At 73.1% G+C, this 15,703-nt stretch carries 12 protein-coding genes; 5 read left to right on the forward strand and 7 right to left on the reverse strand.

Annotation, left to right across the window (positions count from 1 at the left end; genetic code table 11):
* Nucleotides 1-61 precede the first annotated feature (61 nt).
* The gene (locus tag A2U95_RS01655; protein WP_166020465.1) at nucleotides 62-1,798 is read right to left on the reverse strand and encodes a BCCT family transporter; all 1,737 of its coding nucleotides are present in this window, start codon (nucleotides 1,796-1,798) and stop codon (nucleotides 62-64) included.
* Between the two features lie 136 nt (nucleotides 1,799-1,934).
* Entirely contained in the window at nucleotides 1,935-3,422 is a 1,488-nt protein-coding gene (locus A2U95_RS01660) for an amino acid permease (RefSeq protein ID WP_420856943.1), read from the reverse strand.
* Between the two features lie 197 nt (nucleotides 3,423-3,619).
* Here A2U95_RS01660 and A2U95_RS01665 point away from each other — a divergent pair, with 197 nt between their 5' ends.
* The gene (locus A2U95_RS01665; RefSeq protein WP_166020466.1) at nucleotides 3,620-4,321 is read left to right on the forward strand and encodes a MerR family transcriptional regulator; all 702 of its coding nucleotides are present in this window, start codon (nucleotides 3,620-3,622) and stop codon (nucleotides 4,319-4,321) included.
* 36 nt (nucleotides 4,322-4,357) lie between these two features.
* Here the strand turns inward: A2U95_RS01665 and A2U95_RS01670 are convergent, their stop codons facing one another.
* The 4 genes from A2U95_RS01670 to A2U95_RS01685 all read right to left on the reverse strand — a co-directional run bounded on the left by A2U95_RS01670 (nucleotide 4,358) and on the right by A2U95_RS01685 (nucleotide 9,902).
* Complete coding sequence (locus A2U95_RS01670) at nucleotides 4,358-6,532, reverse strand: 3-hydroxyacyl-CoA dehydrogenase NAD-binding domain-containing protein (protein WP_166020467.1); 2,175 nt, start codon at nucleotides 6,530-6,532, stop codon at nucleotides 4,358-4,360.
* 52 nt (nucleotides 6,533-6,584) lie between these two features.
* On the reverse strand, nucleotides 6,585-7,799 hold the full coding sequence (locus tag A2U95_RS01675; RefSeq protein ID WP_166020468.1) for an acetyl-CoA C-acetyltransferase: 1,215 nt from the start codon (nucleotides 7,797-7,799) through the stop codon (nucleotides 6,585-6,587).
* Nucleotides 7,796-9,049: a CaiB/BaiF CoA transferase family protein gene (locus tag A2U95_RS01680; protein ID WP_166020469.1), complete on the reverse strand. Its 1,254-nt coding sequence runs from the start codon at nucleotides 9,047-9,049 to the stop codon at nucleotides 7,796-7,798. The genes A2U95_RS01675 and A2U95_RS01680 overlap by 4 nt, the downstream gene beginning before the upstream one ends.
* Nucleotides 9,050-9,167: 118 nt before the next feature.
* Entirely contained in the window at nucleotides 9,168-9,902 is a 735-nt protein-coding gene (locus A2U95_RS01685; RefSeq protein ID WP_240957155.1) for an endonuclease V, read from the reverse strand.
* Between the two features lie 380 nt (nucleotides 9,903-10,282).
* On the opposite strand from A2U95_RS01685, the gene ssgD reads away from it, so the two are divergent.
* The 3 genes from ssgD to A2U95_RS01700 all read left to right on the forward strand — a co-directional run bounded on the left by ssgD (nucleotide 10,283) and on the right by A2U95_RS01700 (nucleotide 13,518).
* Nucleotides 10,283-10,699 (forward strand): spore wall synthesis regulator SsgD, encoded by a 417-nt coding sequence (gene ssgD / locus A2U95_RS01690; protein WP_166020470.1) that lies wholly within the window; start codon nucleotides 10,283-10,285, stop codon nucleotides 10,697-10,699.
* Nucleotides 10,700-10,992: 293 nt separating this feature from the next.
* Nucleotides 10,993-12,633, forward strand: coding sequence for an ABC-F family ATP-binding cassette domain-containing protein (locus A2U95_RS01695; protein ID WP_166020471.1), 1,641 nt, complete (start codon nucleotides 10,993-10,995; stop codon nucleotides 12,631-12,633).
* 93 nt (nucleotides 12,634-12,726) lie between these two features.
* A complete protein-coding gene (locus A2U95_RS01700) occupies nucleotides 12,727-13,518 on the forward strand; it encodes a VOC family protein (protein WP_166020472.1) in 792 nt (263 codons plus the stop codon).
* A 34-nt stretch (nucleotides 13,519-13,552) separates the two neighbouring features.
* Here the strand turns inward: A2U95_RS01700 and ligD are convergent, their stop codons facing one another.
* Complete coding sequence (ligD, locus tag A2U95_RS01705) at nucleotides 13,553-14,563, reverse strand: non-homologous end-joining DNA ligase (protein ID WP_166020473.1); 1,011 nt, start codon at nucleotides 14,561-14,563, stop codon at nucleotides 13,553-13,555.
* Nucleotides 14,564-14,614: 51 nt separating this feature from the next.
* Between ligD and A2U95_RS01710 the strand changes: the two genes are divergently transcribed.
* Nucleotides 14,615-15,682 (forward strand): ATP-dependent DNA ligase, encoded by a 1,068-nt coding sequence (locus A2U95_RS01710; protein ID WP_166020474.1) that lies wholly within the window; start codon nucleotides 14,615-14,617, stop codon nucleotides 15,680-15,682.
* Nucleotides 15,683-15,703 lie beyond the last annotated feature (21 nt).

Genomic DNA, 15,703 nt, shown 5'->3' on the forward strand with positions numbered 1-15,703 from the left:
GGCGCCCGCCTCCGCGCCGCACGCCGCGTCCGCGGGCCCGGCCGCCCGCGGGCGGCCGGCCTCACAGCGGGGAGTCGTCCGCGACCGTGGAGCCGGATCCCGGGCCGCTGTCCTGGGAGGGGCGGACCTGGAGCTCGAAGTCGCCGTCGAACTTCCGGTACCCCGTCACCACCGCGTCCTCCAGCGCCTCGTTCGCCGCCTCCTCCCGCAGCATCAGCGGGTCCCGCCGCAGGTCCCGCATCAGGGCGAAACAGATGCCGATCATCACCAGCACGAACGGCGCCGCCGCCAGGATGGTCAGGTTCTGCAGGCCCGTCAGCGCGTCCCCCTCGCCGCTGCCGACCATCAGCATGATCGCGGCCACCGCGCCGGTGACCACGCCCCAGAAGACCACGACCGTCTTCTGCGGCTCCAGCGCCCCCCGCTGGGAGAGCGTGCCCATCACGATGGAGGCGGCGTCCGCGCCGGAGACGAAGAAGATCGCGACCAGGATCATCACCAGCAGCGAGGTGACCGTGGAGATCGGGTACTCCCGCAGGACCGCGAAGAGCCGCCCCTCGACGGTGGAGGCCTCGTCGAGCATGTTCCCCGCCTGCAGCTGCATGGCGCTGCCGCCGAAGACGGCGAACCAGAGGAGGCTGACCGTGCTGGGGACCAGGATGACCCCGCCGATGAACTGGCGGATCGTGCGGCCGCGGCTGATCCGGGCGATGAACATGCCCACGAAGGGCGTCCAGGAGATCCACCAGGCCCAGTAGAAGACCGTCCAGTTCGACAGCCACTCGTCGACCGTGGGCCCGCCGCTGATCTCCGTGCGCCCGGCGAGCTGCGACAGGTCGCCCAGGTAGGCGAAGAGCGAGGAGGGCAGCAGGTCCAGGATCACGATGGTGGGTCCGGCCACGAAGACGAACAGCGCCAGCAGCAGCGCCAGCACCATGTTGGTGTTGGAGAGCCACTGGATGCCCCGTTCGACGCCGGAGACCGCGGAGGCCACGAAGGCCAGGGTCAGCACGGCGATGATGGCGACGAGCAGGCCGGTGCCGGCCTCGTCCAGCCAGCCGACCTCGTGCATGCCGGAGCCGATCTGCAGGGTGCCAAGGCCGAGGGAGGCCGCCGAACCGAAGACGGTGGCCACGATGGCCAGGATGTCGATGACCCGTCCGACCGCCCCCTCGGCGTGCCGGCGGCCGATCAGCGGGGTGAAGACCGAGCTGATGGTCTGGCGGCGCTTCTTGCGGAAGGTGCTGTAGGCGATGCCGAGGCCGACCACCGCGTAGATGGCCCACGGGTGCAGGGTCCAGTGGAAGAGGGTGGTCGCCATGGCGGTCGACATCCGCTCCCCGTCGCTGGCTGGCCGGGTGCCGGGCGGCGCGTCGACGAAGTGGGCCAGCGGTTCGCTCACGCCCCAGAACATCAGGCCGATGCCCATGCCCGCGGAGAACATCATCGCGATCCAGGAGACCGTGCGGAACTCCGGCTTCTCGTGCTCCGAGCCGAGGTGGATCCGGCCGTAGCGGCTGATCGCCAGCCAGAGGGCGAAGATCACGAAGCAGGAGGCCGCCAGGACGAACGCCCAGCCGCAGGTGTGGATCAGCTCCCCGAGCAGCGTGCCGGAGACGCTCTCCAGGGAGTCGGTGCCGAGGGCTCCCCACAGCACGAAGGAGAGGGTCAGCACCGCCGTCACTCCGAAGACCACCCGGTCGGTGCCCTGGTGGCGGGGAGCGGCCAGGCCGGTCTCCGCGCCGGGCAGGGAGCCCTTGGGATGATGCTGCGGGGGTGGAGGGCTGTCATGCGGCACTGCGGCACCTTTCGCCGAGCGGTTCTTGATCTTCCGCTACGCAGCTACCACGTATTCCGCGTTTCTCACCCGTGTAACCCTGCCGTCGCCCTTCGTGTGCGGCCGGCGGCCCTCCTCCGGCCGCACACGGGGCCGGTCAGCTCCCCTTCGGGACGGAGATCCCCGCGTCCGCCGCCCGGGTGACCCGGCGCCGGACGGCGAACCAGCCCGCCACCAGGGCGGCCGCGATCACCGGGACGAGCAGCAGCGTCCTGCGGCCCACCTCGGGGTCGCCCCACATCAGCACCAGGACCGAGAGCAGGAAGGCGATCGTCACGATCTCGGTCACCGGGCTGCCCCACAGCCGGAAGTCCGGCCGGCGCAGCAGTCCGGCCCTGGCCCGGCGGACGAACACCAGGTGGCAGACCATGATGATCACCCAGGTGCTGATGATGCCGAGCGAGGCGACGTTGAGCACGATCTCGAAGGCCTGGCCGGGCATCAGGTAGTTGAGGCCGACGCCCAGCACGCAGACCGCGCCGGTGAGCAGGATGCCGCCGTAGGGCACCTGGTTGCGGTTCATCACGCCGGTGAACCGCGGCGCGGAGCCGGCGGCCGCCATGGAGCGCAGGATGCGGCCGGTGGAGTACAGGCCGGAGTTCAGCGAGGACATCGCGGCGGTGAGGACCACCAGGTTCATCACGTCGCCCGCGGCGGGGACGCCGATCCGGGAGAGCACGGTGACGAAGGGGCTCTCGTCGCCGGAGTAGACCGAGCCCGGCAGCAGCAGGGCGAGCAGCACCACCGAGCCGACGTAGAAGAGGCCGACGCGCCACATGATCGAGTTCACCGCGCGGGGGACGACCTTCTTGGGCTCGGCGGTCTCGCCGGCCGCGGTGCCGACCAGTTCGAGGGAGGCGTAGGCGAAGACCACGCCCTGCATCACCAGGACGACGGGGAGGACGCCGTGCGGCAGGAAGCCGCCGTTGTCGGTGATCACCGACAGGCCCGGGGTGGTGCCGCCCACGTCGGACTGCGTGACCAGCAGGAAGACGCCCACCAGCATGAAGACCACCAGGGTGGCGACCTTGACGATGGCGAACCAGAACTCCATCTCGCCGAAGTACTTCACCGAGATCAGGTTCACCATCAGCACCACGGCGAGCGCGGCCAGTGCGAGCACCCACTGGGGGATGTCGGAGAACATGCTCCAGTAGTGGGTGTAGAGCGCCACCGCGGTGATGTCCGCGATACCGGTCGTGGACCAGTTGACGAAGTACATCCAGCCGGCGACGTAGGCGCCCTTCTCCCCGAGGAACTCGCGGGCGTAGGACACGAAGGAGCCCGAGGACGGGCGGTAGACGACCAGTTCGCCGAGCGCGCGGACCACGAAGAAGGCGAAGACGCCGCAGACCAGGTAGGCCAGGGCGAGGGCGGGGCCGGCGCTGTTGAGGCGGCCGCCGGCGCCGAGGAACAGACCGGTGCCGATCGCCCCTCCGATGGCGATCATGTTGATGTGCCGGGCCTTGAGGTCCTTGCTGTACCCGGCGTCACCCGCGTCCGCGGGCGGTTCGGCCCGCAGGCCGGTGTTCACCGCATCTTCGACGGGCTTCGTGACCGTCGTGGTCGCGACGTCCTTGCTCACGCGTGTTCCACTCTGTTGCGCCCCGATGCGCTGTTCGCGCGGGGTCCGGATGGTGCACGGCCCGCCCCACCTGCGCTTGTGGCGGCCGACGGGGGACGCGGACCGGGAGTGAATGTCTCATTCCGCATGCCGATGCGCAGTGGCGGGGCTCACACCGCGTCTTTCGCAGTGCCGGTGAGACAGCAATACTGTTGCGCATGGGGACCGACACGGAGGGGCCGACGCTCACGGTCGACGAGCTGGCGGCGCGCGCGGGCGTGACGGTCCGGACCGTCCGCTTCTACAGCACGCGGGGGCTGCTGCCGCCGCCCGAGATAGGGCCGCGCCGGGTCGGCCGTTACGGGCCGGAGCACCTGGCGCGCCTGGCGCTGATCGAGGAGCTGCAGCGGCAGGGCATGACGCTGGCCGGGATCGAACGCCACCTGCGCGGGCTGCCCGCCGACGTGACCGCCCACGACCTGGCGCTGCAGCGGGCGGTGGTGGCCTCGTGGGCGCCGGAGAGCACCGGGACGGTGGACCGGGCGGAGCTGGAGCGGCTGGCCGGGCGCGCGCTGGAGGCGGCGGACCTGGAGCGGATGGCCCAGCTGGGCGTGGTGGAGCGCGAGGGCGAGGACGTCTACCGGGTGGACACCGGGCTGCTGCGCCTGTGCGTGGAGCTGCTGGACATGCCGTTCGCCCAGGAGACCCTGCTGGAGGCCCGTGCGGTGCTGACGGAGCACTCCCGGGCCGCCGCGCAGGCGCTGTCCGGGCTGCTGCGGGAGGCTTCCGCGGAGCGGGACGCGGACGCGGTGCGGTCGCTGTCGGCCCACATGCAGCCGCTGGTGGTGCAGGCGCTGCTCACCGCGTTCCAGCGGTCGCTGCGCCAGGAACTGCTCAGCTGGCTCGGCGGCCGGCCCTGAGAGCGGGACCGGCCGCCGGGAACGCCGGCGCGCGTCTCAGCGGGCGTCGCTGAAGACCTCGCCCTTCTCCGCCTTCTCCACCAGCAGCGCGGGCGGCAGGAAGCGGTCGCCGTACTTCCCGGCCAGCTCGCGGGCGCGGGCCACGAAGCCGGGCAGCCCGCCGCGGTAGCCGTTGACGTACTGCAGCACGCCGCCGGTCCATGCCGGGAAGCCGATGCCCATGATGGAGCCGATGTTCGCGTCGGCCACCGAGGTGAGCACGCCCTCCTCGATCAGCCTGACGGTGTCCAGGGCCTCCGAGAAGAGCATGCGTTCCTGCATGTCCTCGAACGGGATGCGGTGCCCCGGCCGGGTGAAGTGCTCGCGCAGGCCCGGCCACAGTCCGGTCCGCCTGCCCTCGGCGTAGTCGTAGAAGCCCGCGCCGCCGCTGCGGCCGGTGCGGCCGAACTCGTCGACCATCCGGTCCACGACGGCCTCGGCCGGGTGGGGGACCCAGGTGCCGCCGGCCGCCTCGACCGCCTCCTTGGTCTCCTCGCGGATCCTGCGCGGCAGGGTGAGGGTGAGTTCGTCCATCAGGCTGAGGACCTTGGCGGGGTAGCCGGCCTGGGCGGCGGCCTGTTCGACGGAGGCGGGGTCGATGCCCTCGCCGACCATGGCGACGCCCTCGTTGATGAAGTGGCCGATGACGCGGGAGGTGAAGAAGCCGCGGGAGTCGTTGACCACGATGGGTGTCTTGCGGATCCGGCGCACCAGGTCGAAGGCGCGGGCCAGGGCCTCGTCGCCGGTCCTGGCGCCCTTGATGATCTCCACCAGCGGCATCCTGTCGACCGGGGAGAAGAAGTGCAGGCCGATGAAGTCGGCCTGGCGCTGCACGCCCTCGGCGAGCGCGGTGATGGGGAGGGTGGAGGTGTTGGAGCACAGCAGGGCGTCGGGGGCGACGACGTCCTGGACCTCCTGGAAGACCTTGTGCTTGAGGGCGGTGTCCTCGAAGACGGCCTCGATCACCGCGTCGCAGCCGGCCAGGTCCCGGACGTCGGCGGTCGGGGTGATCAGGGCGAGCAGGGCGTCGGCCTCCTCCCGCGTGGTGCGGCCGCGGGCGACGGCCTTGGCGCACAGCTTCTCGGAGTGGGCCTTGCCCTTGGCGGCGGCCTCGGCGGTGACGTCCTTGAGGACGACCTCGATGCCGGCCCTGGCGCAGGAGTGGGCGATGCCGGCGCCCATCATGCCCGCGCCGAGCACGGCGACCCTGGTGACCTCACGAGGCTCGACGCCCCGGGGGCGGTTGGCGCCGGAGTTGACGGCCTGGAGGTCGAAGAAGAACGCCTGGGTCATGTTCTTGGCGGTCTGCCCGGCGGCCAGTCCGGCGAAGTAGCGGGACTCGATGACCTGGGCGGTCTCGAAGTCGACCTGGGAGCCCTCGACCGCGGCGGCCAGGATGGCGCGCGGGGCCGGGTAGGGGGCGCCGTTGGTCTGCTTGCGCAGGTTGGCGGCGAAGGCGGGCAGGTTGGCGGCGAACTTCGGGTTCGAGGGCGTGCCCCCGGGGATGCGGTACCCCGGGGCGTCCCAGGGCTGGGCGGACTCGGGATGGGCGTCGATGAAGGCGCGGGCCCGGGCGGTCATCTCCTCGGGGGTGTCCACCACCTCGTCGACCAGGCCGTTCTCCAGCGCCCGGCGTGGGCTGTACTGCGTGCCCTGCAGCAGCACCTTGAGCAGGGCGTCGGCGATGCCCAGCTTGCGGACGGTGCGGACCACGCCGCCACCGCCGGGCAGCAGGCCCAGGGTCACCTCGGGCAGGCCGATCTTCGAGCCGGGCGCGTCCAGCGCGACGCGGTGGTGACAGGTCAGGGCGATCTCGTAACCGCCGCCCAGCGCGGCCCCGTTGATCGCGGCGACGACCGGCTTGCCGAGGGTCTCGATGCGGCGCAGGTCGCGCTTCATCGCCAGTCCGCCCTCGAACAGGTCGTGCGCGGTCTCGGGGGTGACCTTGATGAGTTCGCGCAGGTCGCCGCCGGCGAAGAAGGTCTTCTTGGCGGAGGTGACGACGACGCCGCGGATCGAGTCCCTCTCGGCCTCGAGACGGTCGGCGACGGCGCGCAGGGCCTCGCGGAACGCCTGGTTCATCGTGTTGGCGGACTGGCCCGGGGCGTCCAGGACCAGCGTGACGACGCCGGTCTCGTCCTTCTCCCAGCGGATGGCGGTGCTGTCGGTCATGACGGGGTCTCTCCGTTGAGTTCGTGTGGTCGCGTGGTTCCGCCGGGACGGTTCAGAGGCGTTCGACGACGGTGGCGATGCCCATGCCGCCGCCGACGCACAGGGTGGCCAGCCCGTAGCGCTTGTCCTGGCGCTCCAGTTCGTCGATCAGGGTGCCGAGGATCATCGCGCCGGTGGCGCCGAGCGGGTGCCCCATGGCGATGGCGCCGCCGTTGACGTTGACCTTGTCCAGGGAGAGGCCCATGTCCTTGACGTAGCGCAGCACGACGGCGGCGAACGCCTCGTTGATCTCGACCAGGTCGATGTCGTCCACGGTCAGTCCGGCCTTGGCCAGCGCCTTGCGGGAGGCGGGGGCGGGCCCGGTGAGCATGATGGTGGGCTCGGAGCCGGAGACGGCGGCGGAGACGATGCGGGCCCGCGGGGCGAGGCCGTGGCGCTCGCCGGCCTCCCGGGAGCCGATGGCGACCAGGGCGGCGCCGTCGACGATGCCGGAGGAGTTGCCCGCGTGGTGGACGTGGTCGATCCTCTCCACCCAGTGGTACTTCTGCAGGGCGACGGCGTCGAAGCCGCCCATCTCGCCGACGGCGGCGAAGGAGGGCTTGAGCTTGGCGAGCGAGTCGGCGGTGCTGCCGGGGCGCATGTGCTCGTCGTGGTCGAGCACGGTGAAGCCGTTGCGGTCCTTGACCGGGACGACGGAACGCCGGAACCGCCCCTCCTTCCAGGCGGTGGCGGCCCGCTCCTGGGAGAGCGCCGCGTACTCGTCGCACTCGCGGCGGGAGAAGCCCTCGAGGGTGGCGATCAGGTCGGCGCTGACGCCCTGCGGGACGAAGTCGGTCTCCAGGCTGGTCATCGGGTCCATCGCCCAGGCTCCGCCGTCGGAGCCGAGCGGCACCCGGGACATCGACTCGACGCCGCCGGCCAGGACCAGGTCCTCCCAGCCCGAACGGACCTTCATGGCGGCCATGTTGACGGCCTCCAGCCCGGAGGCGCAGAAGCGGTTCTCCTGCACGCCGGCCACCGTGTCCGGCAGGCCCGCGGCGATGGCGGCGGTGCGGGCGATGTCGGAGCCCTGGTCGCCGATCGGGCTGACCACGCCGAGGACGATGTCGTCGATCGCCGCCGGGTCGAGGTCCGGGAAGCGGTCGCGGATCTCGTGGATCAGGCCGACGACGAGGTCGATGGGCTTGGTGCCGTGCAGGGCCCCGTCGGCCTTGCCGCGTCCTCGCGGGGTGCGGATCGCGTCGTACACGTACGCTTCGGTGCTCACTGGTCAGCCTTTCGCAGGGGTGCTGAGTCGTCGGCGGCGGTCGCGCCGGTGGTGCGGTCGTCCTGGACGGTGCGGTCGTCCGGCGCGGTGGTGTCCAGCAGGGCGGGCAGGTCCCAGTCGCGTGCCACCTCCGCGCTGCCCGAGCCGGCGAGCGCCGGGCCGGTCCGCACACCGGTGGGGGTGGCGGAGAACCGCGGGGCGGGCGCCGGCTGGACGATGCCGGAGTGCTCGACGAAGGTGGCACGGGCCGCGAGATGCGGGTGGTCAGGGGCTTCGCGCAGCGAGAGGACGGGAGCCACGCAGGCGTCGGAGCCCTCGAAGACGGCCGTCCACTCGTCGCGGGTGCGGGTCAGGAAGCGGGCGGCGACGGCCTCGCGCAGGGCGGGCCAACGGGCGAGGTCGAGGTGGGCGTCCTTGAACTCCGGCAGTCCCAGCAGGTCGAGGAACTGGGCGTAGAACCGCGGCTCCAGGGCGCCGACCGCCATGTGGCCGCCGTCGGCGCAGGTGTGGACGCCGTAGTAGGGGCAGCCGCCGTCGAGCAGGTTGCCGCCGCGCCGGTCCTGCCACTGGCCGGCCGCGAGCATGCCGTGGACCAGCGCCGACAGGTGGGCGGCGCCGTCGACGATCGCGGCGTCCACCACCTGCCCCGTGCCGGTGGCGCGGGCGTGGTGGAGGGCGGCGAGGACGCCGGTGACCAGGTAGAGGGAGCCCCCGGCGAAGTCACCGAGCAGGTTGGCCGGAGCGACCGGGGGGCGGCCGGCCTCGCCGATCATGCCGAGGACGCCGGTGGGCGCGAGGTAGGCGATGTCGTGGCCGGCCCGGTCGGCGAGCGGCCCGTCCTGGCCCCAGCCGGTCATCCGGCCGTAGACCAGGCGGGGGTTGCGCGCGTGGCAGTCCGCGGGGCCGACGCCGAGGCGTTCGGTGACGCCGGGGCGGTAGCCCTCGATCAGGATGTCGGCGCGCTCGGCGAGGTCGAGGACGCGCTCCACGCCGCCGGGCGTCTTGAGGTCGAGCACGACCGAGCGCTTGTTGCGGTGGGTGACGTCGTGGCGCGGGTCGGGGGCGAGGGGGATCCCGCCCGGCCGGTCCACCCGCACCACGTCGGCGCCTAGGTCGCCCAGGAGCATGGCGGCGAACGGGCCGGGGCCGATGCCCGCGAGTTCCAGCACGCGCACACCGTCCAGCGGCCCGCGCGGGCCGTCCGTCCCGGGGCCGTCCCCCGGGTTCCGCGGCGGGTTCGCCACCGTCATCGCCAGCCCCCACTGTCCGCGGCACACCCTGCGCGCGCCCGCATGTGACACAACTGATGTAACACCGGTGATGCTACGAAGGCGTGGGGGTGCGCACAAGAGTCAGGAAAGCAAGCGCTCAGTCGGTGGTGGTCGCGGGCCGGCCGGCCAGGGCCTCCTTCAGCGCCCGGCGGCACAGCGCGTCGGCGTGACGGGTGGTCTCGGGCAGCCGGTACCGCGGGGTCAGCGCCAGGGTGTGGGCGCAGGCGTTGTCCAGCGAGACCAGGTGGCCGGCCGAGACGAAGACGGGTTTGACGCCGGCGCGGGTGCGCAGCGCCCTGCCGACCTCCTCCTCGCCCAGGCGCAGCGGCGCGTGGTCGCCGCGCCGAGGGCCGGGCGGGTCCGCGGCGAGGACGAACGGGTTCTTGGCGACGCCGACGGTGGGCAGGCCGGTGAGCACGCCCACGTGACAGGCGAGGCCGAAACGGCGGGGATGGGCGAGGCCGTAGCCGTCGCAGACCACCAGGCCGGGCGGACCGGGCAGCGCCTCCAGCGCGGCCAGCACGGCGGGAACCTCGCGGAAGGCGAGGAGTCCGGGGACGTAGGGGAAGGCCACCGGACCGACGGCGACGGCCCGGCCGGTCACCGCGAGGGTCGCCGCGTCCAGGGTGACGGCCGCGGCGGCGACCACCCCGCGCGCGTCGTCGTAGGCGACGTCGACGCCGGTGACCCGGCCCTCTCCCGGCGGCGGGCCCTCCTGGTCGAGCACCAGGAGGGCCCGCAGCTCGTCCTGGACGGCCAGGGCGGCCGCCTCGGTGGTGGGCCAGCCCTCGGGAACGCGCGCGGCCGCCGTCACGGCCTGGGTGTCGGTCACGGGCGAAGAGACTACGTCCCCGCCGGGATCACCTGCCCGGCGCCTTCCGGAGCTGCTCCTCGTTCATGCCCGAGCGGCCGTGGACGTTCTTCCTCCTGGCCTCCTGGTGCAGATGGCCTCCTGGTACGGCCGGCCTCCCGGTACGGCCGGCCGTAGGCGGGTCCCTCGGATCCGCCGCCGGACCGCCGCCCGCGCGCGGGACGCGGGATGCGGGGGACGAGTCCTGGAGATGCCGTGGGGGAATGGTGCCGAAGCGATTGCCTCCGGTGACGCAGGTCACGCTGCCAGGGTGTACGGATCCCCGCCGTCCGGCCTCTGTTCCAGTGCGCGGGTCCGAGCAGCCCGGCGTCCGGTCAGCCGACTCTTAGGGGAGCAGACGTTTGTCCACCGTCATCGAGCACCCGGTTCAGGCCCGTCTCGTCGCCGCGGCTCCGCGGATGACGGTGATCCCGTCGACGATGCACTACGACACCGGTGACCCGTTCGCGGTGCGGATGACCTTCCCGGGCCCGGCCACCCTGGAAGGGGTGGAGGTGTGCTGGACGTTCTCGCGGGACCTGCTGGCCGAGGGACTGCGGGGGCCGCACGGCGTGGGGGACGTGCGGGTGCTGCCGTACGCGGAGGGGCGCACGGCGCTGGAGTTCCACTCCCCCGAGGGCGCCGCCGTGGTGCACGTGCCGACCGAGGAGGTGCGCCGGTTCCTGGCGGCCTCCGCCGCACTGGTGCCGTTCGGCGGCGAGCACCTGCACCTGGACCTCGACCACGACCTGGCGCGGCTGATGCGGGACGTGATCTGAGGAGGCAACGTCCGCCTGCCCGGGGCGGGCGGGCGGAGGCGCGGGAAAACACCTCGCACCGCCGGGAGGCGGTGGGTACTCTGGCGGTGGTTCTGTTGCCGTCGATCGGAGAAGGACGTTGCTCGTCTGAGGTCATGGGACACCGCGCCGCACCCCGTCACACCGGGGCTGTCGCGTCGCGCGTGCGACCTCGGACGTCATGAGCCGTCCACCGCCGCAGGGCCTCTTCCACGGCCTCGGCACGGTGTCTCGATACGCGATCACCCGACCGCACCCCACCATCGCGAGGCTTCGTGTCAACCACCGCCACCCCTTCGGTCACCGCCGCGTCCCTGTCGTTCTCCTGGCCGGACGGCACCCCCGTGCTGGAGGACCTGGACGTCTCCTTCACCCCCGGCCGCACCGGGCTCGTCGGCGTCAACGGCGCCGGCAAGTCGACCCTGCTCAAGCTGATCGCCGGGGAACTCGCCCCGACCGGCGGATTCGTCCGGGTGACCGGTGAACTCGGTCACCTCCCGCAGAACGTCACCCTCGACACCGCGCTCCGCGTCGACCGGGCGCTGGGCATCGCGGAGAAGCGCGCCGCGTTGCACGCCATCGAGTCCGGCGACGTCGCCGAGGAGCACTTCGAGACGGTCGGCGACGACTGGGACGTCGAGGAGCGCGCCCTGGCCACCCTCGGCGAACTGGGTCTGGACCACCTGGACCTGGACCGCACGGTCGGCGAGCTGTCCGGCGGCGAGTCGGTGCTGCTGCGGCTGACCGCTCTGCTGCTGCGCCGCCCCGACGTCCTGCTGCTGGACGAGCCCACCAACAACCTGGACGTCCACGCCCGCCGCCGGCTCTACGACACCGTGGCCGGCTGGAGCGGCGGCTCCCGGATCGTGATCATGGTCAGTCACGACCGTGAACTGCTGGAACTCGCCGACCGCATCGCCGACCTGCGCTCGGGGGAGGTCACCTGGTACGGCGGCAACCTCACCGCCTACGAGGAGGCGCTGGCCGCCGAACAGGAGGCCGCCCAGCGCACGGTGCGCGCCGCCGAGGCGGACGTGCGCCGCCAGAAGCGCGAACTCGTGGAGGCGCGGACCAAGTTGGCCAAGCGCAGGAAGTACGGCCAGAAGATGAACGAGCAGAAGCGCGAACCCAAGATCGTAATGGGGTTGCGGAAGAACGCCGCCGAGCAGTCGGCCGGCAAGCACCGGGCGATGCACCAGGAGCGCCTCGCCGACGCCCGGGAGCGGCTGGACGAGGCGGAGCTGGCGCTGCGCGAGGACGACGAGATCCGCGTCGACCTGCCGGCCACCGCCGTTCCGCCCGGCCGGACCGTGCTGACGCTCGACGGGCTCAGGCCGCCGCACGGGGCGGTCCTGAAGGGGGTGTTCGAGGTGCGGGGCCCGGAGCGGATCGCCCTGGTGGGCCGCAACGGCTCCGGCAAGACGACGCTGCTGCGGACGCTGGCCGGGGAGCTGGCCCCGGTGTCCGGCGAGGCGGTCACGCACGTTCCGGCGCGCTTCCTGCCGCAGCGGCTGGACATCCTCGACGACGAGCTGTCGGTCGCCCAGAACGTGGCCCGGTTCGCGCCCGGCGCCACCGTCAACCAGGTGCGGGCCAGGCTGGCCAGGTTCCTCTTCCGCGGGGCCCGGGCCGACCAGCCGGCCGGGACGCTCTCCGGCGGCGAGCGGTTCCGGGCGGCGCTGGCCGCGCTGATGCTGGCCGAGCCGGCGCCGCAGCTGCTGATGCTGGACGAGCCGACCAACAACCTGGACATGGCGAGCGTGCGTCAGCTGACCAGGGCGCTCGAGGGGTACCGGGGCGCTCTGCTGGTGGCCAGTCACGACCTGCCGTTCCTGGACTCGATCGGCGTCACCCGGTGGCTGATGGCCGACGGGGAGCTGACGGAGATCACCCGGGAGGACCTCGAACGGCCCTGACTCCACGGCCGGGGGAGGCGGGCGGTGCACACTCGGCGGTGCCCGCGGTTCGTCCGCGGGCACCGCCGCACCCCCGACGACCGTGAGGCAACCGTGCTGACCACCGCATTCGTTCCCGGCTCCCCGAACTGGATCGACCTGGGCACGCCCGATCTCGACGGGGCGACGGCCTTCTACGGCGGCCTCTTCGGCTGGCGGTTCCGCTCCGCCGGCCCGGACGCCGGGGGCTCCGGGTTCTTCACCTCCGGCGGACGGACGGTGGCCGGCGGCACGGAGCTCCCCGCCGGCGCCGCTCCCCCGTCGTGGACGGTGTACTTCCGTTCCGACGACGTGGACGCCACCGCGCGGGCGGTCCGGAAGACGCGGGGAAGGGTGGTGGTGGAGCCCGGCGAGGTGACGGGGAAGGGCCGCACGGCGGTCCTCGCCGATCCGATGCGCGCGCCGTTCGGCGTCCGGCAGCCGGGGACGCCGGCCGGGCTGGACGTCGCGGGTGAGGACGGCGCCCTGTGCTGGGTGGAGCTGCACACCACGGACGTGGCGGGGGCGGCGGGCTTCTACCACTCCGTGCTGGGCTGGGAGACGTCCTCGGTCGCCTTCCCCGGCGGCCGCTACACCTGCGTCAATCCGGCGGGCGCCGGGGAGGAGGGCACGTTCGGCGGTGTGGTCGGCCCGGTGGGCGACCCCGTGGAGGCGGGGGGCGGGTCGTACTGGCTGCCCTACTTCGCCGTGGCGGACGTCGACGCCGTCGCCGGCCGGGCCCGTGAGCGGGGCGGCGCGGTGCGGCTGGAGCCCACCGATGTCGCGGGTGTCGGCCGGACGGCCCGCCTCGCGGACCCCCGCGGCGCCCGTTTCGCCGTGCTCCGCCCGGATCCCGTCCGGGGGTGAGCCCGCACGGCCCGTCCGCGGCGCGGAGGCGGGGTCAGGACTTCCTGGCCCGGCTCGGCCGCACCCGCTTCGGCTCCCCCGGCATCTTCGGATGATCCGGCGGGTACGGCAGGTCCCCCAGCCCGTGTTCCGCCTCGTCCCGCCGGGCCAGCTCCAGCAGCGGTTCCAGCGAGAACGCGTGCTCCTCCATGTCCGCGTGCACGTCGCCCACGTCGGCGTACCGCGCCGCCATGGTCCGGATGTCGAAGTCCTCCGGCCGCGCCTCCCCCACCTCCTCCCAGCGCAGCGGCGCGGAGACCGGGGCGTGCGGCCTGGGCCGGACGGAGTAGGCGGAGGCGATGGTCCGGTCGCGCGCCGTCTGGTTGTAGTCGACGAAGATCTTCTCGCCCCTCTCCTCCTTCCACCACCTGGTGGTGACCCGCTCCGGCATCCGCCGCTCCAGCTCCCGGCCCGCCGCGATCGCCGCGCGCCGCACCTCGGTGAAGGTCCACCGCGGTGCGATCGGCACGAAGACGTGGATGCCGCGGCCGCCCGAGGTCTTGGGCCAGCCGCGGACACCGTGCTCCTCCAGCACGGCGCGCAGTTCGCGGGCGGCGGCGACGGCGTCCTCGTAGCCGGTGCCCGGCTGCGGGTCGAGGTCCAGGCGCAGTTCGTCGGGCCGGTCGGCGTCGGCCCGGCGCACCGGCCACGGGTGGAAGGTCACCGTGTTGAACTGCACCGCCCAGACCACGGCGGCGATCTCCGTCGGACACATCTCGTCGGCGCGGCGCCCGCTGGGGAAGGTGACGCGCGCCGTGGGGATCCAGTCGGGGTGGTTCCTGGGCATGCGTTTCTGGAAGAACCACTCCCCCTCGACGCCGTCCGGGTAGCGCTGGAGGGCGGTGGGCCGCTCCCGCAGCGCGCGCAGGACGCCCGGGCCCACGGCGAGGTAGTACTCGGCCAGGTCGCGCTTGGTCCAGCCTCTCTCGGGGAAGATCACCTTGTCCGGGTGGGACAGGCGCACCTTCCGTCCCGCGGCGTCCAGTTCCACGGCGTCGTCACCCATGTGTGCCACGGTAGGCGTGCCCCGGGCGGCCCGCACGCACAGAATCGGCCCATGGACCTGCCGGTGATGCCGCCCGTGAAGCCGATGCTCGCCAGGTCGGTGGCGAAGATCCCCGAGGGGATGCACTACGAGGCCAAGTGGGACGGTTTCCGCGCGATCGTGTTCCGCGACGGCGCGGAGCTGGAGCTCGGCAGCCGCACCGCCAAGCCGCTGACGCGCTACTTCCCCGAGCTGGCGGCGGCGCTGAGGGAGCGGCTGCCGGACCGGTGCGTGGTGGACGGCGAGATCGTGGTCGCCCGGGAGTGGCGGCTGGACTTCGACGCCCTGGCCGAGCGCATCCATCCGGCGGAGTCCCGGGTGCGCGCCCTGGCGGAGCGCACCCCGGCGTCGTTCGTCGCCTTCGACCTCCTGGCGCTCGGTGACGACGCGTTGACCGGGCGGCCGCTGACGGAGCGCCGGGCGCTGCTGGAGGAGGCGCTCGAGGGCGTGGAGCCGCCGGTCCACCTGGCGCCGGCGACCGGGGACGTCGAGGTGGCGCGGCGGTGGTTCGGGCGGTTCGAGGGGGCGGGGCTGGACGGGGTGGTCGCCAAGCCGCCGGAATCGACGTACCGGCCGGACGAGCGGGCCATGTTCAAGATCAAGCACGAGCGGACCGCGGACGTGGTGGTGGCCGGTTACCGGCTGCACAGGAGCGGCCCGGTGGTGGGCTCGCTGCTGCTGGGACTGCACGACGGCCACGGGGTGCTCCAGCACGTGGGAGTGTGCGCGGCGTTCACCATGGAGCGGCGGGCGGAGCTGGTGGAGGAGCTGGAGCCGCTCCGGCTGGACGACGTGGCGGGGCACCCGTGGGCGGCGTGGGAGGACGCGGCGGCGCACGGGCCGACGCGGCTGCCGGGGGCGCCGAGCCGCTGGTCCGGGGAGAGGGACCGGTCGTGGGTGCCGCTGCGGCCGGAGCTGGTGGCGGAGGTGGCGTACGACCACATGGAGAACGGGGCGCGGTTCCGGCACACGGCGCGCTTCCGCCGCTGGCGGCCGGACCGCACCCCGCGGAGCTGCACGTTCGCGCAGCTGGAGGAGCCGGTGCGTTACGACCTCGGCGAGGTCCTGGGCATGGGATGACGTTCCGTGAGAGGCGTTCCG

This window comes from Streptomyces chilikensis, from assembly GCF_001642695.1.
GTDB lineage: Bacteria > Actinomycetota > Actinomycetes > Streptomycetales > Streptomycetaceae > Streptomyces > Streptomyces chilikensis.

Excerpts from the sequence above, each read along its gene's own strand:
- A2U95_RS01680 (WP_166020469.1), bottom strand. The coding sequence starts at position 9,049 with ATGACGGTGGCGAACCCGCCGCGGAACCCGGGGGACGGCCCCGGGACG.
- A2U95_RS01670 (WP_166020467.1), bottom strand. The coding sequence starts at position 6,532 with ATGACCGACAGCACCGCCATCCGCTGGGAGAAGGACGAGACCGGCGTC.
- A2U95_RS01665 (WP_166020466.1), top strand. The coding sequence starts at position 3,620 with ATGGGGACCGACACGGAGGGGCCGACGCTCACGGTCGACGAGCTGGCG.
- A2U95_RS01710 (WP_166020474.1), top strand. The coding sequence starts at position 14,615 with ATGGACCTGCCGGTGATGCCGCCCGTGAAGCCGATGCTCGCCAGGTCG.
- ligD (WP_166020473.1), bottom strand. The coding sequence starts at position 14,563 with ATGGGTGACGACGCCGTGGAACTGGACGCCGCGGGACGGAAGGTGCGC.